19 protein-coding genes and 1 pseudogene are annotated in these 22,459 nt (G+C 38.4%); 13 read left to right on the plus strand and 7 right to left on the minus strand.

The window, feature by feature from the left end; translation table 11 throughout:
* The first annotated feature begins 71 nt into the window (after positions 1 to 71).
* From ABD005_RS14730 to glnS, 4 genes are all read left to right on the plus strand, one after another.
* The gene (locus ABD005_RS14730; protein WP_343818385.1) at positions 72 to 833 is read left to right on the plus strand and encodes a 5-oxoprolinase subunit PxpA; all 762 of its coding nucleotides are present in this window, start codon (positions 72 to 74) and stop codon (positions 831 to 833) included.
* A 47-nt stretch (positions 834 to 880) separates the two neighbouring features.
* Positions 881 to 1,609 (plus strand): 5-oxoprolinase subunit PxpB, encoded by a 729-nt coding sequence (gene pxpB / locus ABD005_RS14735; protein WP_343818386.1) that lies wholly within the window; start codon positions 881 to 883, stop codon positions 1,607 to 1,609.
* Positions 1,602 to 2,615 (plus strand): 5-oxoprolinase subunit C family protein, encoded by a 1,014-nt coding sequence (locus tag ABD005_RS14740; protein WP_343818388.1) that lies wholly within the window; start codon positions 1,602 to 1,604, stop codon positions 2,613 to 2,615. Before pxpB ends, ABD005_RS14740 begins: the two co-directional genes overlap by 8 nt.
* A 218-nt stretch (positions 2,616 to 2,833) precedes the next feature.
* Positions 2,834 to 4,504, plus strand: a complete 1,671-nt coding sequence (gene glnS, locus ABD005_RS14745; protein ID WP_215981691.1) for a glutamine--tRNA ligase — start codon at positions 2,834 to 2,836, stop codon at positions 4,502 to 4,504.
* Positions 4,505 to 4,667: 163 nt separating this feature from the next.
* On the opposite strand, the gene ilvN is transcribed toward glnS, so the two are convergent.
* Positions 4,668 to 5,165 (minus strand): acetolactate synthase small subunit, encoded by a 498-nt coding sequence (ilvN, locus tag ABD005_RS14750; protein WP_343818390.1) that lies wholly within the window; start codon positions 5,163 to 5,165, stop codon positions 4,668 to 4,670.
* Positions 5,165 to 6,892, minus strand: coding sequence for an acetolactate synthase 3 large subunit (locus ABD005_RS14755; RefSeq protein WP_343818392.1), 1,728 nt, complete (start codon positions 6,890 to 6,892; stop codon positions 5,165 to 5,167). Before ABD005_RS14755 ends, ilvN begins: the two co-directional genes overlap by 1 nt.
* Before the next feature lie 509 nt (positions 6,893 to 7,401).
* On the opposite strand from ABD005_RS14755, the gene ABD005_RS14760 reads away from it, so the two are divergent.
* A complete protein-coding gene (locus ABD005_RS14760) occupies positions 7,402 to 7,977 on the plus strand; it encodes a DUF4136 domain-containing protein (protein ID WP_215981694.1) in 576 nt (191 codons plus the stop codon).
* 333 nt (positions 7,978 to 8,310) lie between these two features.
* Here ABD005_RS14760 and ABD005_RS14765 read toward each other — a convergent pair whose 3' ends face one another.
* The 4 genes and pseudogenes from ABD005_RS14765 to ABD005_RS14780 all read right to left on the minus strand — a co-directional run bounded on the left by ABD005_RS14765 (position 8,311) and on the right by ABD005_RS14780 (position 11,126).
* Positions 8,311 to 8,751 (minus strand): DUF4426 domain-containing protein, encoded by a 441-nt coding sequence (locus ABD005_RS14765; protein ID WP_215981093.1) that lies wholly within the window; start codon positions 8,749 to 8,751, stop codon positions 8,311 to 8,313.
* A gap of 123 nt (positions 8,752 to 8,874) precedes the next feature.
* Entirely contained in the window at positions 8,875 to 9,420 is a 546-nt protein-coding gene (locus tag ABD005_RS14770) for a YggT family protein (RefSeq protein ID WP_215981094.1), read from the minus strand.
* 81 nt (positions 9,421 to 9,501) lie between these two features.
* A pseudogene (proC, locus tag ABD005_RS14775) lies at positions 9,502 to 10,311 on the minus strand (pyrroline-5-carboxylate reductase); the annotation flags it as partial.
* 53 nt (positions 10,312 to 10,364) lie between these two features.
* Positions 10,365 to 11,126, minus strand: coding sequence for a YggS family pyridoxal phosphate-dependent enzyme (locus tag ABD005_RS14780; protein ID WP_343818394.1), 762 nt, complete (start codon positions 11,124 to 11,126; stop codon positions 10,365 to 10,367).
* A gap of 100 nt (positions 11,127 to 11,226) precedes the next feature.
* On the opposite strand from ABD005_RS14780, the gene ABD005_RS14785 reads away from it, so the two are divergent.
* Together ABD005_RS14785 and ABD005_RS14790 are read left to right on the plus strand one after the other, a co-directional pair.
* Positions 11,227 to 12,270, plus strand: coding sequence for a type IV pilus twitching motility protein PilT (locus tag ABD005_RS14785; RefSeq protein ID WP_215981097.1), 1,044 nt, complete (start codon positions 11,227 to 11,229; stop codon positions 12,268 to 12,270).
* A 72-nt stretch (positions 12,271 to 12,342) separates the two neighbouring features.
* Entirely contained in the window at positions 12,343 to 13,470 is a 1,128-nt protein-coding gene (locus tag ABD005_RS14790) for a PilT/PilU family type 4a pilus ATPase (RefSeq protein ID WP_215981098.1), read from the plus strand.
* A 182-nt stretch (positions 13,471 to 13,652) separates the two neighbouring features.
* Here the strand turns inward: ABD005_RS14790 and ABD005_RS14795 are convergent, their stop codons facing one another.
* The gene (locus ABD005_RS14795; protein ID WP_343818397.1) at positions 13,653 to 14,078 is read right to left on the minus strand and encodes a CBS domain-containing protein; all 426 of its coding nucleotides are present in this window, start codon (positions 14,076 to 14,078) and stop codon (positions 13,653 to 13,655) included.
* A gap of 409 nt (positions 14,079 to 14,487) precedes the next feature.
* Between ABD005_RS14795 and ABD005_RS14800 the strand changes: the two genes are divergently transcribed.
* From ABD005_RS14800 to ABD005_RS14825, 6 genes are all read left to right on the plus strand, one after another.
* Positions 14,488 to 16,776 (plus strand): ABC transporter permease subunit, encoded by a 2,289-nt coding sequence (locus tag ABD005_RS14800; RefSeq protein ID WP_343818399.1) that lies wholly within the window; start codon positions 14,488 to 14,490, stop codon positions 16,774 to 16,776.
* A gap of 78 nt (positions 16,777 to 16,854) precedes the next feature.
* Positions 16,855 to 18,492, plus strand: coding sequence for a phosphate ABC transporter permease PstA (gene pstA, locus ABD005_RS14805; RefSeq protein ID WP_343818400.1), 1,638 nt, complete (start codon positions 16,855 to 16,857; stop codon positions 18,490 to 18,492).
* A gap of 121 nt (positions 18,493 to 18,613) precedes the next feature.
* Complete coding sequence (gene pstB / locus ABD005_RS14810; protein ID WP_215981102.1) at positions 18,614 to 19,438, plus strand: phosphate ABC transporter ATP-binding protein PstB; 825 nt, start codon at positions 18,614 to 18,616, stop codon at positions 19,436 to 19,438.
* Positions 19,439 to 19,510: 72 nt separating this feature from the next.
* Positions 19,511 to 20,215 carry a phosphate signaling complex protein PhoU gene (gene phoU, locus ABD005_RS14815; RefSeq protein WP_215981103.1) on the plus strand — a complete coding sequence of 235 codons (705 nt, stop codon included), beginning with the start codon at positions 19,511 to 19,513 and terminating at the stop codon, positions 20,213 to 20,215.
* Between the two features lie 215 nt (positions 20,216 to 20,430).
* Positions 20,431 to 21,111, plus strand: a complete 681-nt coding sequence (locus tag ABD005_RS14820; RefSeq protein WP_215981104.1) for a TIGR00153 family protein — start codon at positions 20,431 to 20,433, stop codon at positions 21,109 to 21,111.
* 10 nt (positions 21,112 to 21,121) lie between these two features.
* A complete protein-coding gene (locus ABD005_RS14825; RefSeq protein ID WP_215981105.1) occupies positions 21,122 to 22,387 on the plus strand; it encodes an inorganic phosphate transporter in 1,266 nt (421 codons plus the stop codon).
* Positions 22,388 to 22,459 lie beyond the last annotated feature (72 nt).

The following is a 22,459-nucleotide window of genomic DNA, read 5'->3' on the forward strand; positions in this document are numbered from 1 at the left end:
ATCACGAAAATCTGCACTTTACCAGCTAACATGTATATAATCGCGTTAGATAAATGATAGCGAGATAGCAGATGAAATTAAATTGCGATTTAGGTGAAAGCTTTGGTAGTTGGACTATGGGGCTAGATGAGCAGGTGATGCCTCATATTGACCAAGCCAATATTGCTTGTGGTTTTCACGCCGGTGATCCGCTGATCATACAAAAAACTTTATTACTAGCAAAGCAGCAGCAAGTGAGCGTTGGTGCCCACCCTAGTTACCCAGACTTAGTTGGTTTTGGTCGGCGCTCTCTTAATTGTACAGAGCAAGAAATTAACGCTTTTATACTCTATCAAATAGCGGCCCTTGACGGCATGGCTAAGGCTGAAGAGCTAGAGCTAAGCTATGTTAAACCTCATGGCGCGCTATACAACGACATGATGAAAAACGCCACAATACGAATAGCTATTATTAAAGCGGTATCTCAATATCAAAAAGCTCGGCAAAAAACGAACAAAAATTCGGTACTTAAATTAATGATACAGGCGACGCCACAATTTAATCAGCATCAACAAGAAGCACAAGCGTATGATGTTGAGCTATTAGCAGAAGCCTTTGCCGATAGATGTTACGATGATGATGGCAGCTTACTTTCTCGTCAAAAAGCTGAAGCTGTTCACTCAACAGAAAATACTTTAAAGCAGGTTAAACAGCTCTGTGAACAAGGTACTATTACCAGCATTAGCGGTAAAGTATTAACGTTGAAGGTTGATAGTATTTGTGTTCATGGTGATAATCTTGCTGGCGTTGCAGCGATCACTGACATCAAGGCATTAATTGCTCAAGTTAAATAAGCCAAGTTCCGATTAACTAGCAGAAATTAACTAGCAGAGATAAATGAATGACAATAAATAGTGCACCAACCATTAGTATTGCCGGTGAAAATGCGTTAATTATTTATTTTTCTGATAAGGCCTGTGACGAAACTGCAGCCCTTGTTCATCAAGCCGAGCAGTTAATTCGCGCTAACTTGCAAGGCAGCTTCATTGATTTAATCCCTTCGTACGCGTCTATTTTAGTGATGTTTGATATGTTAGCGCTTGATCATCATCAATTACGCAATAAACTGCGCTCGTTACTAACGAATCTCAGTCTAGATAGCGCATCACGTGGTGAGATAATAGAGCTGCCCGTATACTATTCCACAGAGTCAGGTCCTGATTTATTGGCTATTGCCAGTAAAGCACAGTTAAGTATTGATGAGGTTATTGCTATTCATCAAGCACAAGAATATCGGGTTTATGCTATTGGTTTTGCACCAGGCTTTGCTTATTTAGGTGAGGTTGACTCACGTATTGCCATGTCGCGGTTAACAACGCCACGACTGAAAGTCCCTAAGGGAGCGGTTGCTATTGCTGACAGACAAACGGCCGTTTACCCAAGCGAATCTCCAGGTGGCTGGAATATTATTGGTTTGTGTCCAATTGAAATGTTTAGCCTTAAAAGTAAGCCATCAATGCCTGTTAACGTAGGAGACAGGGTAAAGTTTAAAGGCATTTCTAAACAAGAATTTATTGCTTTAGGCGGCGTGCTAGACAATGCCCAACACGGTAGCATGATTAATGAATAATCTTACATCGTTATTTAAAGTACAAAACCCTGGTATGCTCACTTTGTTGCAAGATGGTGGGCGTTATGGTGCATTTAATAATGGCTTAACTAATGGTGGGCCACTAGATAATACCGCGTTTTATTGGGCTAATCGTTTATGCCATAACCAACCCAATGACGCCATGCTTGAAGTAAGCCTTGGTGGTTTAACCCTAATTGCCTGTATTGACAGCATTATTGCCTTAACTGGTGCTGACATGCCGCTAACCATTAATGGCCACGCTAAAGCATTGTGGCAAAGTCACTTTGTTAAAGCAGGAGATGTCATTGAATTGGGTTATGCCGTTCATGGACTGCGTAGTTATTTGGCTGTTTATGGCGGTTTTTCTGTTACTAATGAAGTGTTGGGTGATTGCTTTGGCAGTAGTGCGACCGTGTGTAGAGAAAATATTGGTGGCTTGCACGGTGATGGCAGTAAATTAGTTGCAGGTGATATGTTGATGTGTTCAACGGATAAGTTAGCACATCAAAATAGAGAGCATGATAACAAGGCTATAAAAAGTATAGTGCGATTAAAACTGCCATGTAAGCAACAGCCGCAATACCATGACGCCATTGTATTGCGTACTATATTAAGTTATCAACAACAGCACTTTTCAGCGCTACAGCAACGATTATTTTTTAGTAGTGAATATCAAGTTTCTGCAAATTGTGATCGTATGGGCTATCGCCTAACGGGTAAGGCGATTAAATCAAAGATTAACGGTATTTTATCTGAAGGTATTTGTCATGGGGCGGTGCAAATCCCCAGTGATGGACAGCCTATTGTCTTACTTAATGACAGGCAAACAATTGGCGGCTACCCTAAAATAGGCTCGGTTATTGCCTTTGATACGGCTAAACTTGCCCAAGCTAAGCAAGGGAGTAGCGTGAGGTTTGAGGCCATTAGTATGGAAGAAGCACATAATCTATTTCATCTAAACCGTAGCTTATTAATGCGAACAGAGTTAATAGAGTGTAGTTAATGGCCACTTATGCAGTGAAAAGTTATTAAGCTTTTTAAACAATGCGCCTAAATAAGGTATTTTAATAATGATACCTGTTACCTAACCTAAGCAAATTAGCTAAATATCATTGAACAAAGTATAAAAGGCTTTTATTAACGCTATTCGCTCTTGCAATCCCTTGTTATAATGCCTGAATATAGCAAGTGTCTAGTTTCTTTTTTTGAGGTTTATTCTAAATGTCGGATACCGAAAACCGCCCAACAAATTTTATTCGCAATATCATTGATGAAGATTTAGCAAGTGGCAAACATAGTAAGGTTCAAACCCGTTTCCCGCCTGAGCCTAATGGCTTTTTACATATTGGTCACGCTAAATCTATTTGCTTAAATTTTGGTATTGCACAAGATTATCAAGGGTTATGTAATTTACGTTTTGATGATACCAATCCTGAGAAAGAAGACATTGATTATGTTCATGCTATCCAAAAAGATGTTTCGTGGTTAGGTTATGAGTGGGCAGGAGATATTCACTATTCTTCAGATTATTTTGACCAATTACATGGTTATGCGGTTGAGTTAATTGAAAAAGGCTTGGCGTATGTATGTTTCTTAAATGCTGATGAAACACGTGAATATCGCGGTACGTTAAATAAACCAGGAAAAAACAGTCCATATCGCGACACTTCGCCACAAGAAAACTTAGACTTATTCGCTAAAATGAAAAATGGTGAATTTGAAGAAGGCATTTGTGCGTTGCGCGCAAAAATAGACATGAGTTCAAGCTTTATGTGTTTACGCGATCCTATTATTTATCGCGTGCGTTTTGCTCACCATCACCAAACAGGTGATAAATGGTGTATTTACCCAATGTACGATTTTACGCATTGTTTATCGGATGCTATTGAAGGTATTACTCACTCTATTTGTACGTTAGAGTTCCAAGATAATCGTCGTTTATATGACTGGGTTATTGAGAACGTGTCTGTGCCAGCAACACCACGCCAGTATGAATTTTCACGCTTAAATTTAGAATATACGTTAATGAGTAAGCGTAAACTAAATACCTTAGTTGAAGAAAAGTTAGTAGATGGCTGGAACGATCCGCGCATGCCAACGATTGCAGCATTTCGCCGTCGTGGTTATACCCCAGGCTCATTACGTGAGTTTTCAAAACGTATTGGCGTGACCAAAATGGATAACACCATTGAAATGAGCGTGCTTGAAGCTTGTATTCGTGAAGACTTAAATGACAATGCACCGCGCGCAATGGCAGTGCTTGACCCTATTAAATTAGTGATTGAGAACTACCCCGCAGATAAGTCGGAAGAGTTAACTGTTAAAAACCATCCAAGTGATGATGAGCAAGGTACGCGTATTGTGCCATTTAGCAAAGAGCTTTACATTGAAGCTGAAGACTTTAAAGAAGAAGCTAATAAAAAATATAAACGCTTAGTGTTAGGCAAAGCGGTACGTTTACGTGGTGCTTATGTTGTTACGGCAACGGGTTGCGACAAAGATGAAGACGGTAACGTAACTACGGTTTATTGTAGTTATGACGATCAAACTCTAGGTAAAAATCCAACCGATGGTACTAAACCTAAAGGCGTAATTCATTGGGTTGATGCAGCAAAATCACTTGATGCAACGGTACGCTTGTACGATCGTTTATTTACAGTGCCAAACCCAGCAGCAGAAAGTGACTTTAAAGAAGTGATAAATCCTGAGTCATTAGTGGTAATTAATCATGCTAAAGTTGAGCCTGCGTTAGCGCAAGCTAAGCCTGAGTTAGCATACCAATTTGAACGACAAGGTTATTTCTGCTTAGATAACGATATTCAAGAGCAGGGCGCGTTAGTGTTTAACCGTACGGTTGGCTTGCGTGATACTTGGGCTAAAATATCAGCTTAGATACTTAGCGTACTTATTAAGCGAATAAAAAGCCTGACTGGTGTTATCGAGTCAGGCTTTTTTGTGAGCGATTACTTTAACTCTGTACTTTAATTCTGTACTGTAACTCTGTGCTTTAATTCCTATATTTTGATTTTATCTGTTAAAGGTTCAATCTAAAACACTATGCTCTTAACGCTTTATCACCGCGAGCAATACCAACGCAGCCTGAACGTACCGACTCTAAAATCTCAGTTTCATGCTTTAATGTTTCAATAAAGGCATTGAGCTTATCGGCATTACCTGTCAGTTGTATGGTGTATATTTGCTTACCAATATCAACAATATTACCTCTGAAAATATCAGTAATACGTTTTACTTCAGTACGTGCTTTTTCTGTTATCGCCACCACTTTCACTAACAATAATTCACGCTCAATATGCTGGCGATCAGTAATGTCGGTAATTTTTAACACATCAACAAGCTTGTTCACTTGCTTAACAATTTGCTCTAATACTTTATCGTCACCGCGAGTTGCAATGGTCATACGTGATAAGGTGTTATCGTCAGTGGGGGCTACGGTTAAGCTTTCTATATTAAAAGCTCGTTGTGAAAAAAGACCGACGATACGTGATAGTGAGCCGGGTTCATTTTCCATTAAAATAGCTAATATACGACGCATTATGCTTTTACTCCTTTACTTAACCACATTTCATCAATTGCTCCAGTGCGAATATGCATAGGGTAAACATGCTCTTTCTCATCAACGAGTACATCAACAAAAACTAAACGATTTTTAATGCTAAATGCTTGTGCTAATTTGTCATCTAACTCATCTAAGGTATCTATTTTGATGCCAACATGGCCATAAGCTTCTGCCAATTTAATAAAGTCAGGTAACGACTCCATATAAGAAGAAGCATGGCGTCCGTCATACACCATATCTTGCCATTGGCGAACCATACCTAAAGAGCGGTTATTCAACGTGACAATAACTACAGGTAAGTTATATTGCATACAGGTAGAAAGCTCTTGAATATTCATTTGAATAGAGCCGTCACCGGTGATGCAAATGACATGTTTATCAGGAAAAGCTATTTTTACGCCCATTGCCGCTGGTAAGCCAAAGCCCATAGTGCCAGCACCACCTGAGTTTATCCACTGGCGTGGTTTGGCAAACGGGTAATATTGTGCAGCAAACATTTGGTGTTGACCAACATCAGAGCAAACATAGGCTTTGCCATTAGTGACTTTGTAAAGCGCTTCAACAACACGTTGTGGTTTGATTTTTTGATCGTGATCTTGCTGATAGCTAATGCTTTTTCTATCACGCCATAGGTTAATTTGTTGCCACCATTGAGTTAGCGCTGTTTCATCTGGAGTATATTCAATGGCTTTAAGTTCATCTAACAGTTGCTGCATAACAACATTGAGTAAACCAACCACAGGAATATGAGCATTAATGGTTTTTGAAATAGACGTTGGGTCAATATCAACATGAATAATGGTCGCATTAGGACAAAATTTCTCAACGTTATTTGTTACCCTGTCATCAAAACGCACCCCAAGCGCTAAAATAACATCAGCATTAGCCATGGCTTTATTGGCCTCTAAGCTGCCATGCATACCTAACATACCAATAAATTGTTTATGAGTACCGGAAAGTCCGCCTAACCCCATTAGCGTATTAGTTGTTGGCGCTTTTAAGGTTTCAACAAGTTGAGTTAATAACTCAGAAGAGTCTGATAACACCACGCCGCCACCAGAATATACAACAAGCTTTTTGGCGTTATTGATTGCCTTAACTGCTTTTCTGATTTGTTTTGGGTGCCCCTTAACATTTGGGTTGTATGAACGCATGGTAACGTCGGTATTAATGTGAAAAGGGGCTTTGTTTTGTGGAATTAAAATATCTTTAGGTAGCTCTACCACAACGGGTCCAGGGCGACCTGTACTGGCAAGATAAAACGCTTTAGCTATGGCGTCAGGAATGTCAGCTAAGCTGCGACAGTTAAAGCTATGTTTAATGATAGGACGGGTACAACCGACAATATCGGTTTCCTGAAAGGCATCATTACCAATGAGTGAACTGGCAACTTGCCCAGCTAAAACAACCATAGGAATAGAGTCCATGTACGCGGTGGCAATACCGGTAACACAGTTAGTTGCGCCTGGGCCAGAAGTCGCTAGTACCACACCAACTTCACCCGTGGCACGACTGTAACCATCTGCCATATGAGTTGCTGCTTGCTCGTGACGTACTAGAATATGCTCTATTTCATCTTGCTGAAAAATAGCATCATAAATGTCTAAAACTGAGCCACCGGGGTAGCCGAAAATGTATTTCACCTTAAGCGCGGATAATGATTTTACCACCATTTCAGCACCGCTAAACACTTCAGTTGCCATGTTGTTATCCTACTTTATATATTATTTAGTTATTGTTGCTTTAATTTTGCTCTTTATAAAACTGATCTGCGCCAAATAAAAAACCCCCGACTTATAAAAGAGCGGGGGTTTATGATAATTGACTTAATGTTAATTGACTAAGCACAACTCTCCCCGCCACTAAGTGACAACGACGACCAATAAGAGGACAGAGGTAAAAGTGATTTGCTTAATAGTAGAAAACATTATTATCAATAAATAAAAAGATACTTAGCACTATTTTTAAAGGCTTTACTTTATGATGTCAACCATTAAATACGTTATTGTAATAAAGGATTTTTTTAATTTACTCGGAAGGTTGATTTTAGCTTTTAATACGGTTTTTAGTAGCTATTCGTATTTTAATTACAGTTTGCCTGTATTAACGTGTTGTTATGATTTATATTTACAGTGATTACATTTCTAAACAGTAATATTGTTATTGATGTATTACTTTGGAATATACCAACAAACGCCAAATGGAAGATACGATGCTTAAAATTAAACTACTTTTAGTTACCACTTTACTTATATTAAGTGTTGGCTGTACAAGTAACTCTGCAAAAATTAGTTTTGATAAAAACACTAATATTGATACTAAAAACTATAAAACATTTGCTTGGTTGACCACAGCTAAAATAATGGCGCCACCAACAGATATTAACCCAGTAATGAAAGTTCGTGTTGATGAAAGCATTGAACAAGCTTTCATTGCTAAAGGTTATCAGTTAATTGACGACGCTGAAAAAGCTGACTTCACTATTTCTTATACGGTAGGCAGTAGAGAAGAAATTAAGGTAAACAGCTACCCATCTACTTATAACACTGGCTTTGGTTGGGGAAGTGGTTACTATGGCGGCCGTGGTTTTTACGGCGCATCAATGGGCACAGACACTAGCGTAAGACAATATACTCAAGGTAAGTTAGCGATTGATGTTTATGATGTTAAAACGCATCAACCAGTATGGCATGGTTGGGCAACTAAACGTTTGTCGTCAGATGATAAAGAAACACCATCAGCAACAATTAATGATGTTGTTTCACAGGTTGTTAATCAATTTAACTAACCTAAACTTGGTTTAAGAGATACTTAATAAATTGAAATATCAGCAAAAATTATTTTTCTGAATCGGTAGCTTGATAGCTTTTCTTCATATGATAAGCAAGGAAAATTTCGCGTCAATAGCTGGCCTATTGCAAGTAAATTTAACGAAGAAGTTAGGAAAAATAGCTGCTAGAGAAACATTTGTTAAGCCGAGCTCAGGTTAACTAATACTGTATTCATATCGAGCTAGTCTCACGAAGAAGTGTCTAATTAGCATTTAGCTAATATTTAGCTCATTAATAAAAAAGGTTACCGTTAAGGTAACCTTTTTTATTGGCCTGTGTTTACGTTAAGGCTAATCAACATAAAACTTTTGCGAAAACTTTAATTGCTGCTGCTCTTTACCATCGTTGATCATAAGATCAAAATGAATGGTTTCTTCATTGTTGTATTTAACTTGGGCTAAATAATAAATAGCGTTACCTTCTTTAACTTCAGTAAACTCTAAGTCTTTAAATTGCCCTACATTATTCTTTGCTTTACCGGTAATACTCACAGATTTAGCAGGTTTTTCTTTTTTGCTATTATCAATAACAGCGATATTGACTAGCCCATTATAACGACTACGCGTTATACCATAGGCTTTGGCTATTTCAGGAGTAAAAAAAGTTGAGCCGATAGCCATATAATGTACGTTCATTGTGCCGAGTTTTTTCATGTTTTCAGCATAGGCTGTTGTCGTGCAAAATAATGCTAAAACAAGCGAAATAACCACAGCAGGTATTACATTTTTCATGGGGATTCTCCAATGGGGTTGGCGGTGTAATTATAGGTTAGTTGTTAGTTGTTAGTTGTGTGTGCTTTTCACTCTTAGCTTAGCTTAGCTTACTTTACCTTAGCTAAGAGTGATTTCATTACACTACAGGGCTGACCAATACGGTAACGAACCTGATAATAAAATATTAATCACATTCATCAGTAAGAAAGCGATAATCATTGATAAATCTAAACCACCCATATTAGGAATAATGCGGCGAATAGGGCGCAAAAATGGCTCAGTTAATTGGCTAAATACCATTAAGGTTGCATTGTAACCTTGTACTACCCAGCTCATCACTGCCATGATGATCATAATAACAAACAGTAAAAATCCAGCCTGTTTTATTAACACCAATAAACCAATGTAAAACGCTAATGTGCCTAAGTTTTCACCGGCAATAGCGGCGAGTGTGAAAAACTTTAAGGTCGCAACAATGTAAGCAACGACAATAGTTGATAAATCTATACCACCAAAGCCAGGAATAATACGGCGAAATGGCACAACCAATGGATTACTTGCTTTAACAATAAATTGGCTTAATGGGTTATAAAAGTCAGCTTTTACCCATTGTAACCAAACACGCATGATTAAAATCATCAATAAGGCATCGAAGGCAAATCTCAGCAAATAAATGATGGCTTCCATAGTTTTTCTCTCTCTTGATCAAATGTGATAGCAGATAAACGTATTATTAATGACTTTATCTGCTATTAAAGTTTAGTAACGCTATTTTGCCATTTCTTCAGCGCGTGCTATGGCAGCATTCATAGCATTTTTTACCATCAGCTCAATACCATCGGCTTTAAACTGTTCAATAGCAGCATGTGTTGTGCCGCCTTTTGAGGTGACATTACCACGTAGCGTACTAATAGATTCACTATTATGTGCGACCATTTGTGCCGAGCCAAGGGCTGTTTGTTGCACTAGCATGCGGCTTTCTTCATCCGTAAAGCCTAATGATTTGGCGTGGGTTTCCATCGCTTCCATAAATAAGAAGAAATAGGCAGGTGCAGAGCCTGCTACAGCAATCACATCATTAATCTTACTTTCGGTCTCTAGCCAAATAATTTTGCCAACCGCGCTCATTAGCTTACCGCTAGCGGCTTTTTGTTCATCATTAACTTCAGGAGAGGCAAACAAGCCGCTCATACCAAAACCCAGTTGAGATGGAGTATTTGGCATAACACGCACTACAGCAGCATTGCAGGCTAAGGCTTGTTGAATTTGCGCAACGGTTCGGCCAGCAGCAACCGAAATAAATAACTTCTGGCTAATATCACAAGCCTTGGTGAGTTGTTGGCAAACATCAGAAATAAAGTGTGGTTTTACTGATAAAACAATAATGTCGGCAAACTCAGTCGCTTTTATATTATCGTCAGTGTGCATAATGCCGAATTCATTCGCTAAGGCTAAACGTTTTTCTGGGGATGGATTAGCAACTATAATGTCGCTAGGCGTAACGCCGGAATTAACTAACCCTATAACAATTGCGCGAGCCATATTACCCGCACCAATAAAGGCGATTTTTTTCATTGAATATTCCTTAGTAAATTGAGAATCAAGTAGCCTGTGCTACATCGAATTTTTAATTACTGTACTGTTTTTGCTCTGGCGCCAAAAATGGCACTACCAATACGTACCATGGTTGAGCCATGCGCGATAGCTATAGATAAATCATCAGACATACCTAATGATAACGTGTCAACCGTGGCATATTTCGCTTTTAATGACAGATACATATTCTGCATTTTTTGGTAAGTTTCTACCTGTGCATTCTTTTCTGGGATTGCCATAATACCGCGCAGGGTAAGCCTATCACACTGATGAATAATGTCAGCTAAAGAAAATAGCTCAGCTTCATTTAATCCTGACTTGCTTTGCTCGTTATTAATATTAATTTGTATGCATACATTGAGTTTTTTCTCGCTATCGTTAGCGATGTTAGAACCCTCATCGGATAAGTGTTGATTAAGCCGCAGAGCTATTTTTTCTCGATCAACACTATGCACCCACGAAAAATTTTGCGCTATTTGTTTGGTTTTATTCGACTGGATTGGGCCAATGAAGTGCCAGCAAATATCAGATAAATCAGATAATTCAGTTATTTTTTCAAGGGCTTCTTGTAAGTAATTCTCACCGAAGTCTCGCTGACCCCATAAATAAGCTTGTTTAATGTCAGTGCTTGGCTTAGTTTTAGATACTGCTAGCAATTTAACCGTAGCATTATCATTTGATGTAGCTAAGCTTTTGTTATTGTTTAGGGGGCTATCTGCAGTCAAAAGTATTTTTTGCTGGCAAGCTAGGTTAATTTGAGCTTTAATTTTATCGAGATTATCTTTAATGTGGTTCATATGATTTTTCTAAACTGTTTTAACTTACCTGACTTTATAGTTATTATAACCTATTAATTATAAGACTATTATTACTAAATTTTACTAAAAAGAGGCTTTTATGGATATAACCGAACTACTTGCATTTAGTGTGCAACACAACGCATCGGATTTGCATTTATCTACGGGAACGCCACCTTCTATTCGTGTTGACGGTGATGTGCGTAAGCTAAATATCCCAGCCTTTGACGCTAAAGATGTTAATGCGTTGGTTTACGATATTATGAACGATCGACAACGAAAAGAATATGAAGAAAATCTTGAGGTCGACTTCTCGTTTGAAGTACCTAGTCTTGCTCGTTTCAGGGTAAATGCCTTTAACCAAAACCGTGGTCCTGCTGCCGTATTTCGTACCATTCCAAGTAAAATCTTATCACTGGATGATTTAGGTTGCCCTGAAATATTTCGCGATATTTCTGATACGCCGCGCGGCTTAGTGCTCGTTACGGGGCCAACAGGCTCGGGTAAATCAACCACGTTAGCGGCAATGGTCGATTATATTAACGATCATAAACATGATCACATTTTAACTATCGAAGACCCAATAGAATTTGTGCACGAAAATAAAAAGTGTTTAATTAACCAACGTGAAGTGCATCGCGATACCTTAAGTTTTGAAGCGGCGTTACGCTCCGCACTACGTGAAGATCCCGATGTTATTCTTGTTGGTGAAATGCGTGATTTAGAAACCATTCGCCTTGCTATGACCGCCGCTGAAACAGGTCATTTAGTTTTTGGGACGCTACATACTACCTCTGCACCTAAAACCATTGACCGTATTATTGATGTATTTCCTGGGGAAGAAAAATCAATGGTGCGCTCAATGTTATCAGAATCTCTACGTGCGGTTATCTCGCAAACGCTAATTAAAAAAGTTGGCGGCGGCCGAGTAGCCGCTCATGAAATTATGATTGGCGTTCCTGCTATTCGTAACCTTATTCGTGAAGATAAAATTGCGCAAATGTACTCGGCTATTCAAACAGGTATGCAACATGGTATGCAAACCATGGATCAATGCTTACAAAACTTGGTAAACCGTGGTTTGATCACTAAACAAGATGCGATGGAAAAAGCCGTAGATAAAAACCAGTTTTCAGGTTTTTAATTGACTCCCTTTTTAGGACTTAGTGACGGCGCTAAGTCCTGTTTATTTGTAGTATAAGAACAAGGACATTAAATGAATTTCCATCATTTACTTGAAAAAATGGTCAAAGAAGACGCTTCTGATATGTTTGTTACGGCAAAGCTAGCAGTAAGTGCAAAAATTAATGGTGAGTTACGTCCTATTGATGATCAGGTGTTAACGCCAGAGCAATCCCTTGGTTTAGTTCATGATGCCATGAATGAAAAGCAAAAGAAGCAGTTTGACGAAGAAAAAGAGTGTAACTTTGCCATAGACATTGAAAGTATTGGTCGTTTTCGTATTTCTGCTTTTTGGCAGCGTGATATGGCGGGCATGGTTATTCGTCGTATTGTTACTGATATTCCTGAAGTTGATGATTTAGGGTTACCGCCCGTATTAAAAGACGTGGTTATGTCTAAACGTGGTTTAGTGTTATTTGTTGGTGGTACCGGTACCGGTAAGTCGACCTCAATGGCCTCACTTATTGGCTATCGTAATCGTAACTCTCGCGGCCATATTTTAACCATAGAAGATCCGGTTGAATTTGTTCATGAACACGGTAAAAGCATGATCACTCAGCGTGAGGTAGGCTTAGATACTGAAACCTTTGAAGCCGCACTGCAAAGCTCCTTACGTCAAGCGCCCGATGTTATTCTTATTGGTGAAATCCGTAGTCGAGAAATTATGGAGCATGCATTAAGTTTTGCTGAAACAGGTCACTTATGTATTGCGACTTTGCATGCTAATAATGCCAACCAAGCCATTGACCGCATTATGCATTTAGTACCAGCGGATCAGCATGGTAAATTATTGTTTGATTTAGCATTAAATTTACGCGGTATTATTGCTCAGCAATTAGTGCCGACACATGACGGTAATAGTCGTGTTGCTGCCATTGAAATATTGCTTAACTCGCCATTTATTGGTGAGTTAATTAAAAAAGGTGAAATTGGTAGTATTAAAGAAGTGATGGAAAAATCGAACGAGCTTGGTATGCAAACCTTCGATCAGGCGTTATTTAAACATTACCAGCAAGGTATTATTACGTATGCAGATGCGCTACATCATGCCGACTCACCTAATGATTTACGCTTAATGATTAAATTACGTAGTAATGAGCAAGGCGGTACGGGCGGTTTATCGGGGGTAACACTTGATGGTTTAGAGCCAGACGAAGAGTAGCTTTAATATGTTGACTATAAAAATGCAGCTTAATTAAGCTGCATTTTTTATGAGCAGTAGTTTTATAAGCTGTATTTTTATGGGGAGTCTTTTTATAGAGTTTATTTTTATAAAGCTTAGTCGAAGAATATTTCCAAAAACTACTTAACCTGAATTGGATGTGTGGACTCATCTTACCTAGGTTAATTGTTTTTTTTTCGATATTGTAAGGCAATAACTTTTAAAATATCACGCCAAGTAATAATACCAACAGGTTTATTTTGTTCGTCAATAATGGGTAAACAAGAAACATGGTTGTCATGAAAGAGCAGTACAGCTTCGCTAATGGATTGCTCCGTTTGCCCACAAACTAAGGTTCTTGACATAATTTGATGTATTTTCTTATGTGCAAGAATTACATCTTTATGGCTTTCGTTACGTGTGCCTATCGTGGGGCTGATGTTTTTGAACAAGTCTCTGTCAGTAATAACACCCGCCAACTCCTCTTCATCATTTAAAATTAAAATATGATGAATACTATGCTGATTAAAAACATCGCGTGCTTTATTAAGATCATCATCAAGGTTTAATGTGATCAGGTTTTTACTCATTAAATTTTCTACTTTCATATCAGCACAAACTATTTGTTAAAGGTGAAGGTAAGAGCATTGTTTTCTATATTACTTTTATACGATAAATAATGAACAACCGCTATGTTTTATCGCGAAAAAATGTAATCAAACTGTTGAAAATTAAGTTACCTTGTTATGCAGAGCTATTATGCTTTCTGCACAAATAACGAGTTAGCAGCTAAAACCCTTTACTCTGTTGTGTTGGGAGTGTTTATTTGATGAGGTAGCTGTTAAGCACCTTAGACTTTAATAGAGATTCAGCAAGTTTAATTAACGCTATTAGCACGTTCAGATAAGTGAATTGAATAATACTGTAATATAACTGTCACATAACTGTCTTATACTTTGCCACGATATTAATTCGATCATTTTTTATGATACTCATTTGAGTCAAAAGGTTGTTTACGTGGCAAAAGTTTCTAAATCAAACCGCAGTCGAGAGCTGAAAAATTCAGTCGCTAAGTGGTTAGTAACTGTTGGTGGTATTAGCGTGTTATTTACGTTAGTACTGATCTTTCTTTATTTACTTTATGTAATTAAACCCATTTTTGAGTCGGCAACCGTTGAGCCAGTAACCCAAATTGCGCTGACGACTAAAACAGAAACATTAAGTGTTGGTGTTGATGAACTCAAAGAAGTGGCTTATCAAATTAGCCAAAGTGGTAACATTAATTTTTATCACTTGAAAACCAGTGATGAACAGGCGAAAAATCAGTATCAATCTGGAGATGTTGCACTTTCTCAGCCGTTAGTAGAGCAGGGTGACATATTAAGCCAAGTAATCTCGTTTGGTTTAGACAATAAACTATTACTCACAGAGCAAGGCAAAATTCAATTAATTAAGCCGAGCTTTCAAGCGCAATATACCGACAACAGTCGTGAAATTGTCCCACGGGTGAGCTATCCATTAGGTGAAAGCTCATTAGTCATTGATGAACAAGATGAAACGATTAGCGTACTTGATTTCGCGATGAGTGATGAAAAAATGGTATTTGTCGCTTTTACTCAAGACAGCCGTCTTATTTATACCAGTTTTATTGCCGAAGATGATTTTAGCTACAGTGATTCAGACTATGAAACTAACTTTATTGAAATAAGCGATGAGTTCACCGATGTTGATGAAGTGTATATTTCTCCTGATTTAAATTTGGCGTTTGTACGCTCGCATTCTACGGTATTTGTTTATGACTTAGATGACGACAGTGCCAGCTTACGTGCCACTATTAACCCTGAATTTTCACAAGCTAATACTTATTTAACAACAATGGCATTGCTATCTGGCGGTAGTTCATTATTACTTGGTGATAACCAAGGTCAAGTGAGCCAGTGGTTTGAAGTAGCAACAGATAATGGTCGCCAATTTAAGCAAGTTCGTACTTTTAAAAGTCAAACTAATGCCACTCAAGGTGAGCCAGCAATTAGTGCTATTTACCCTGAACAATTTCGCAAAAGTTTTTATACGCTCAATGAACAGGGCGAGTTAAATATATTTTATACCACCAGTGATGCACATTTATGGCAAGGCACGTTAGTTGAAGAAAATATGCAAGCGCTAGCAATTGCCCCTCGTGCTGATGGTTTGGTCGTCATGAGTGAAAGCCTAAATACAGACTCAGTCAAACAAACCTTACATGTGTTTAGTGTACATAACGAACATCCAGAAGTTACTTGGCATGCTTTATGGCAAGAAGTTTGGTATGAAGGTTACGCCGAGCCTGACTATATTTGGCAATCTACTTCAGGCTCTGATGACTTTGAAGCGAAGTTTTCATTAGTACCTATTTCTTTTGGTACCATTAAAGCCGCACTTTATGCGATGTTATTTGCAGTGCCAATTGCTTTAACCGCAGCGATTTATACCGCATATTTTATGACTCCAGGGTTACGTAAAAAAGTAAAACCAACCATTGAAATGATGGAAGCACTACCTACCGTTATTTTAGGGTTTTTAGCCGGTTTGTGGCTAGCACCTTTAATGGAAGCGTACTTGCCTGCTGTTTTCTTACTTTTTATTTTCTTACCATTGTCGACCTTAATTACAGCCTTTGTTTGGCATAATTTACCACGCGATTTAAAAACCAAAGTGCCTGAAACTTTAGCGCCATTGATTTTAATTCCAGTAATTATCTTAGCAGCATACGCCGCTTTCGCTTTATCGCCTGTTTTAGAATTAGTCTTTTTTGGTGGAGATATGCGTCAATATATTACTAATGACTTAGGTATTGATTTTGACCAACGTAATGCTTTAGTGGTTGGTATTGCCATGGGCTTTGCGGTTATTCCTACTATTTTTTCTATGGCTGAAGATGCCATCTTCAGTGTTCCTACGCATTTAACTAGTGGCTCATTAGCACTTGGTGCAACACAGTGGCAAACCTTAGCTAAAGTTGTGCTATTAACTGCAAGCCCTGGGATATTCTCTGCGGTAATGATGGGCTTAGGTCGTGCAGTAGGGGAGACCATGATTGTATTAATGGCTACAGGTAATACGCCAATTCTCGATTGGAGTATTTTCCAAGGAATGAGAACCCTAGCAGCGAATATTGCCGTTGAAATGCCTGAGTCAGAAGTGGGTAGTTCACATTACCGTATTTTGTTCTTAGCCGCGTTTGTTCTCTTTGTTTTTACCTTTATTTTCAACACTATTGCAGAGTTCGTTCGTCAGCGATTACGTGAAAAATACAGTTCGATGTAAGCGTATTTGTTGAAAGTTCAGTTGTACAGTAGAGGCAACAAATGTTGTCTGGTTAACTAATAATAGAGTTTTATTTTTATGAATAAATGGTTTAAATCAGGTTCCCCTTGGATATGGCTATCAGCAGGTGGCGTGAGTATCAGTTTGATCTCAGTACTTGGGCTATTGTGGCTTATTGCTTCGCGCGGTTTGTCATACTTTTGGCCAAGTGAGTTATATCAGTTTAATTTAACCGATGAAACGGGTGCTAAGCAGGTGGTTATTGGTGAAATATATGACCGAGAACATATTCCTGTAAGTCAGTTAGCGCATTTAAATTTAACGTTGCCTGAAGGGCAAGAAACTTTAGAGCGCTTACTCATTAAAACGGGTAACCGTGAGTTGGTGAGTTTAGATTTTCGTTGGATATTAAGTACTAATATTACACAAACAACAAAGCCTGAAACATTAGCGGTGGTTGAACGTCGTACTAACGGTAATTTTTATGGTTTTATTGATCACATTGTTTTAGATGGCGTAGAAGTCGCTCAAGATAAGTTACCTGAACTAGTTGAGCGTGTTGAGCAATTTCAAGCTGAAATTGACAGCTTACAAAAGTCTGATATTGGTGCTATTAACTACCAGTTAGAGCGTTTACGTTTAAAAGCTCGTAAACATCAGCTGCAAGGTGAATTAACGCCAGAGCTACAACAAAGCATTGATGATGAAGTCGCTAAACTTGAAAGTGACTACCGTACTCTTGAAAAAGAGTTAATGGTTTTTAGAGATAAAATAGCGCGTGACCAATTAGTTATGCGCGCAATGGACGGGCAACTTGTTACTATCAACTTTGAGAATATCCTTAAGGTTAGTTTTAATAATCAGTTAGGTATTTTTGAAAAAACAAAAATATTTTTTAGTCAAATAGGCGCTTTCATTGTTGATGACCCAAGAGAAGCCAATACCGAAGGTGGTGTTTTTCCTGCTATTTTTGGTACGGTACTTATGGTGCTATTAATGACGGTAATCGTTTCTCCATTTGGCGTTATCGCGGCTATTTATTTACATGAATATGCGGGTAAAAATAGCCTAACTAAACTACTACGTATTGCGGTGATTAACTTAGCAGGCGTACCATCTATTGTTTATGGTGTTTTTGGTTTAGGTTTTTTTGTTTATATGGTGGGTGGCTCGTTAGACCAAATATTTTACCCAGAAACGTTACCTAGCCCAACGTTTGGTACACCAGGGGTTTTATGGTCAGCTATTACTTTGGCTATTTTAACTTTACCTGTGGTTATTGTTTCAACTGAAGAAGGCTTATCGCGTATACCATCAGCTATGCGTCACGGCTCTTTAGCACTTGGAGCAACTAAAGCAGAAACCCTATGGCGTATTATTTTACCGATTGCTAGCCCAGCGATTATGACCGGTATTATTTTGGCAATTGCACGAGCAGCGGGCGAAGTTGCCCCGTTAATGCTGGTTGGTGTAGTGAAAATGGCGCCTAACTTACCGCTTGATGGTAACTTCCCGTTTTTACACTTAGAACGTAAGTTTATGCATTTAGGTTTTCATATTTACGATGTTGGCTTTCAAAGCCCTAATGTTGAGGCCGCTAGACCATTGGTTTATGCAACAGCGTTATTATTGGTCACCATTATTGTGGCATTGAATATGACCGCGGTAACTATTCGTAATAGATTGCGTGAAAAATACAAAATGCTAGAGCACTAATAGTTTTTTAAAGCTCAGTTACATTGAAATAAAATTAACAAATAATACGTTGTGATTAAAAAACATTAACTGATGTTATCGCAACGTACTATCACTAAAGATTACAAGAGATAAAAATATTATGATTTCTGTTACCCCAACCGCGTTATCAGACAGTCCCAATAAACTTGACTTGAACAACTTGTCGCCAGAACAAGTGGCACTAAATATTAATAACTTGAATTTGCACTACGGTAATAAGCAAGCACTGCAAAATATTAGTATGGCAATTCCTAAAGGCCAAGTAACAGCATTCATTGGCCCAAGTGGTTGTGGTAAATCGACCTTGCTACGTTGTATTAATCGTATGAATGATTTGGTTGATAACTGCAAAATTACCGGTGAAATTAACCTTCATGGCACAAATATTTACGACAAGCATGTTGATGTGGCAGAGTTGCGCCGTAAAGTAGGTATGGTATTTCAGCGCCCTAATCCATTTCCTAAAACCATTTATGAAAATGTTATTTATGGTTTACGAATTATGGGAGAAAATAATCGACGTGTTTTAGATGATGCCGTTGAGAAATCATTACGCAGCGCGGCATTATGGAATGAAGTTAAAGATAGATTGCATGAAAGTGCATTAGGTTTATCTGGCGGTCAGCAGCAACGTCTTGTTATTGCGCGTGCCATTGCTATTCAGCCTGAGGTTTTATTACTAGATGAGCCAACCTCTGCACTTGATCCGATTTCAACCTTAACCATTGAAGAGCTTATTAACGACCTGAAAAAAGAGTTTACTGTGGTTATTGTAACGCACAACATGCAACAAGCAGCACGAGTATCTGATCAAACCGCCTTTATGTATATGGGCGATTTGATTGAATATAGCGATACCAACACCTTATTTACGACGCCAATGAAGAAAAAAACAGAAGACTATATTACTGGCAGGTACGGTTAAATACTTTTTTATATTGATTTCATTGGTACAAAGCTTAAGAGCTTGTTCAAAATAATGTAATAGGACAACACGATGGATAATTTACACATGGGCCGACATATATCGGGCCAATTTAATGAAGATTTAGAGCGCGTTATTAATAATGTAATGCACATGGGCGGCTTAGTTGAAAAGCAGCTGTCTGACGCTTTAGCTGCGGTAGGTAATAATGACGAAGAACTTGCTCGAGAAGTGCTTAACAATGACTATCAAATTAATGCTTATGAAGTGAGTATTGATGATGAATGCACAAGAATTATTGCTAAGCGACAACCCGCTGCTGGTGATTTACGTTTAATTATGGCGATAGTTAAAACGATTGCCGATTTAGAGCGTATTGGCGATGAAGCTGAAAAAATAGCGCAGGTGGCACTAGAGAGTTTTTCATCAAAACAGCAAGACTTATTACTTAATCTAGACAACTTAGGTCGTAAAGTACTAGAGTTCTTACAAGCAACTTTAGATGCCTTTACCCGTATGGATGTGGATACCGCTATTAATATTCACCAAACTGATGATAGTATTAATCGTGAATATGAAGCATTAATGCGTCAATTAATGACGTATATGATGGAAGACCCACGTTCTATTCCACAAATAATGACCGTAATATGGTCGGCACGTGCGTTAGAGCGTATTGGAGATCGTAGTCAAAATATATGTGAGTACATTATTTACTTTGTTAAAGGTAAAGTAGTGCGTCACACGACTGCAGAAGACATGAAAAAGCTTAAATAGCGCAAGAAAAGCACAAAATAAAATTTAATAACCGTTTTGTTAAGTATTATGCTTAACAAAAGTATTCTCAAACTAATTCATTGTCGCCAGATCGCTTATTAGATAAGCAACCTGAACATTAGCATTTAACTTTATTAAGTAAATGGGGTAATATCCGCGACGAATTACAATAACGAGGTTTATACTCAACAGTATTAACCCCCTGGAAGCATATTATGGCCAGAAATTCTATCTTAGGTGTATTTGCAAAATCACCTATTAAACCATTAGAAAATCATATTCAAATCGTTGTTAAGTGTAGTAAACAACTTGTTCCTTTCTTTAAAGCTTGTAAAGCGAATGATTGGGATAAAGCAGCAACAATTCGTAAAAAATTATCAACACTAGAGCAAGATGCCGATGCATTGAAGCGTCAGCTACGTTTAGAGTTACCTGGTGGTTTATTTATGCCAGTCGATCGCGCTGATTTACTTGAGTTGCTATCACAGCAAGACAAAATCGCTAACAAAGCCAAAGATATTGCTGGCCGTGTATTAGGACGCAAGTTACAGGTTCCTGAAAGCTTACAAGAAGAGTTCAGCACCTATTTAGCGCGTTGTATCGATGCAACAGAAAAAGCAGCTGAAGCAATTAATGAATTAGACGATTTATTAGAAACGGGCTTTCGTGGCCGTGAGGTAGCACTGGTTGAAAAAATGATCAATCAACTTGATTTGATTGAAGATGATACCGACCGTTTACAAGTGACGCTACGTCAAAACTTATTAGCGATTGAAAAGGACTTAAATCCAGTTGATGTAATGTTTTTATATCAAATTATTGATTGGGTTGGCGATTTAGCTGATCTTGCTGAGCGTGTAGGTGCACGTTTAGAAATACTTTTAGCTAGAAAATAAGGGTTTTCTGATGGAAATTATACTTAGCTCAGGTTCTACTTTTGTCCTGCTTGCTGCCGTTGTCGGTTTTTTTATGGCGTGGGGGATTGGTGCGAACGATGTGGCTAATGCCATGGGAACCTCGGTTGGTTCAAAAGCGTTAACCATTAAACAAGCCATCATTATTGCGATGGTGTTTGAATTTGCCGGTGCTTATTTAGCAGGTGGTGAGGTTACTTCAACCATTCGTAAAGGCATTATCGACTCAGGCTTTTTTATTGATACTCCAGAACTACTTGTTTATGGCATGATCTCAGCACTTTTCGCTGCCGCTACTTGGTTATTGATTGCTTCAGCTTTAGGCTGGCCGGTATCTACCACCCACTCAATTGTTGGTGCTATTGTTGGCTTTGCTGCTATCGGTGTTAGTACAGACGCTGTTTATTGGAGTAAAGTGACAGGCATCGTTGGTAGTTGGGTTATCACACCGTTAATCTCTGGTGTTATTGCATTTGTCATTTTTAATAGTGCGCAAAAGTTAATTTTTGATACCGATAAGCCGTTAACGCAAGCAAAACGTTGGGTTCCTGCCTACATGTTTTTAGCGGGTTTTGTTCTATCTCTAGTAACTATTTTTAAAGGCTTAAAGCATTTAGATTTACATATCGGCTTAGTTGAAGGCTATATTTATGCCGCGGTTATCGCTGTTATTGTTGCTCTTATCGGTAAAGTTTTCATTAGTCGACTTAAGTTTGATGAAGCGGCGGCAAAAGAAACACACTACGCGAATGTTGAAAAAGTTTTTGCTATTTTAATGATTGTTACCGCTTGTGCGATGGCATTTGCTCATGGCTCAAACGATGTTGCTAACGCTATTGGTCCATTAGCGGCTGTAGTAAGTATTGTTGAAAATGACGGTCAAATTGCTGCTAAAGCTGCGCTAGCGTGGTGGATTTTACCTTTAGGTGCTTTTGGTATTGTTGCTGGTCTTGCGATTTTTGGTCACAAAGTTATTGCTACTATTGGTCAAGGTATAACGCACTTAACACCAAGTCGTGGTTTTGCTGCTGAATTAGCGGCGGCAAGTACTGTTGTTATTGCCTCGGGCGCTGGTTTACCTATTTCAACGACGCAAACCCTAGTAGGTGCTGTACTCGGTGTTGGTATGGCGCGCGGTATTGCTGCAATTAACTTAGGTGTTGTTCGTAATATTGTGGTTTCTTGGGTAGTTACACTCCCTGTAGGCGCTGCATTGTCTATTATGTTCTTTTGGGGCATGCAGGCAATATTTAGTTAATTATTTACTAAATAGCCATAAAAAAAACCGCAATAAATTGCGGTTTTTTTATGGCTAAAATTTGTATAAATA

It is taken from the genome of Colwellia asteriadis (genome assembly GCF_039523295.1).
Classification (GTDB): domain Bacteria; phylum Pseudomonadota; class Gammaproteobacteria; order Enterobacterales; family Alteromonadaceae; genus Colwellia; species Colwellia asteriadis.

Bases quoted from the DNA above. Each gene is read 5' to 3' on its own strand.
- glnS (WP_215981691.1), top strand. From the start codon at position 2,834: ATGTCGGATACCGAAAACCGCCCAACAAATTTTATTCGCAATATCATT.
- ABD005_RS14765 (WP_215981093.1), bottom strand. From the start codon at position 8,751: ATGAAAAATGTAATACCTGCTGTGGTTATTTCGCTTGTTTTAGCATTA.
- ABD005_RS14755 (WP_343818392.1), bottom strand. From the start codon at position 6,892: ATGGCAACTGAAGTGTTTAGCGGTGCTGAAATGGTGGTAAAATCATTA.
- phoU (WP_215981103.1), top strand. From the start codon at position 19,511: ATGGATAATTTACACATGGGCCGACATATATCGGGCCAATTTAATGAA.
- pstA (WP_343818400.1), top strand. From the start codon at position 16,855: ATGAATAAATGGTTTAAATCAGGTTCCCCTTGGATATGGCTATCAGCA.
- ABD005_RS14785 (WP_215981097.1), top strand. From the start codon at position 11,227: ATGGATATAACCGAACTACTTGCATTTAGTGTGCAACACAACGCATCG.
- ABD005_RS14820 (WP_215981104.1), top strand. From the start codon at position 20,431: ATGGCCAGAAATTCTATCTTAGGTGTATTTGCAAAATCACCTATTAAA.
- pstB (WP_215981102.1), top strand. From the start codon at position 18,614: ATGATTTCTGTTACCCCAACCGCGTTATCAGACAGTCCCAATAAACTT.
- ABD005_RS14790 (WP_215981098.1), top strand. From the start codon at position 12,343: ATGAATTTCCATCATTTACTTGAAAAAATGGTCAAAGAAGACGCTTCT.
- ABD005_RS14770 (WP_215981094.1), bottom strand. From the start codon at position 9,420: ATGGAAGCCATCATTTATTTGCTGAGATTTGCCTTCGATGCCTTATTG.
- ABD005_RS14740 (WP_343818388.1), top strand. From the start codon at position 1,602: ATGAATAATCTTACATCGTTATTTAAAGTACAAAACCCTGGTATGCTC.
- ABD005_RS14825 (WP_215981105.1), top strand. From the start codon at position 21,122: ATGGAAATTATACTTAGCTCAGGTTCTACTTTTGTCCTGCTTGCTGCC.
- ABD005_RS14760 (WP_215981694.1), top strand. From the start codon at position 7,402: ATGCTTAAAATTAAACTACTTTTAGTTACCACTTTACTTATATTAAGT.
- ABD005_RS14795 (WP_343818397.1), bottom strand. From the start codon at position 14,078: ATGAAAGTAGAAAATTTAATGAGTAAAAACCTGATCACATTAAACCTT.
- ABD005_RS14730 (WP_343818385.1), top strand. From the start codon at position 72: ATGAAATTAAATTGCGATTTAGGTGAAAGCTTTGGTAGTTGGACTATG.
- ilvN (WP_343818390.1), bottom strand. From the start codon at position 5,165: ATGCGTCGTATATTAGCTATTTTAATGGAAAATGAACCCGGCTCACTA.
- pxpB (WP_343818386.1), top strand. From the start codon at position 881: ATGACAATAAATAGTGCACCAACCATTAGTATTGCCGGTGAAAATGCG.
- ABD005_RS14780 (WP_343818394.1), bottom strand. From the start codon at position 11,126: ATGAACCACATTAAAGATAATCTCGATAAAATTAAAGCTCAAATTAAC.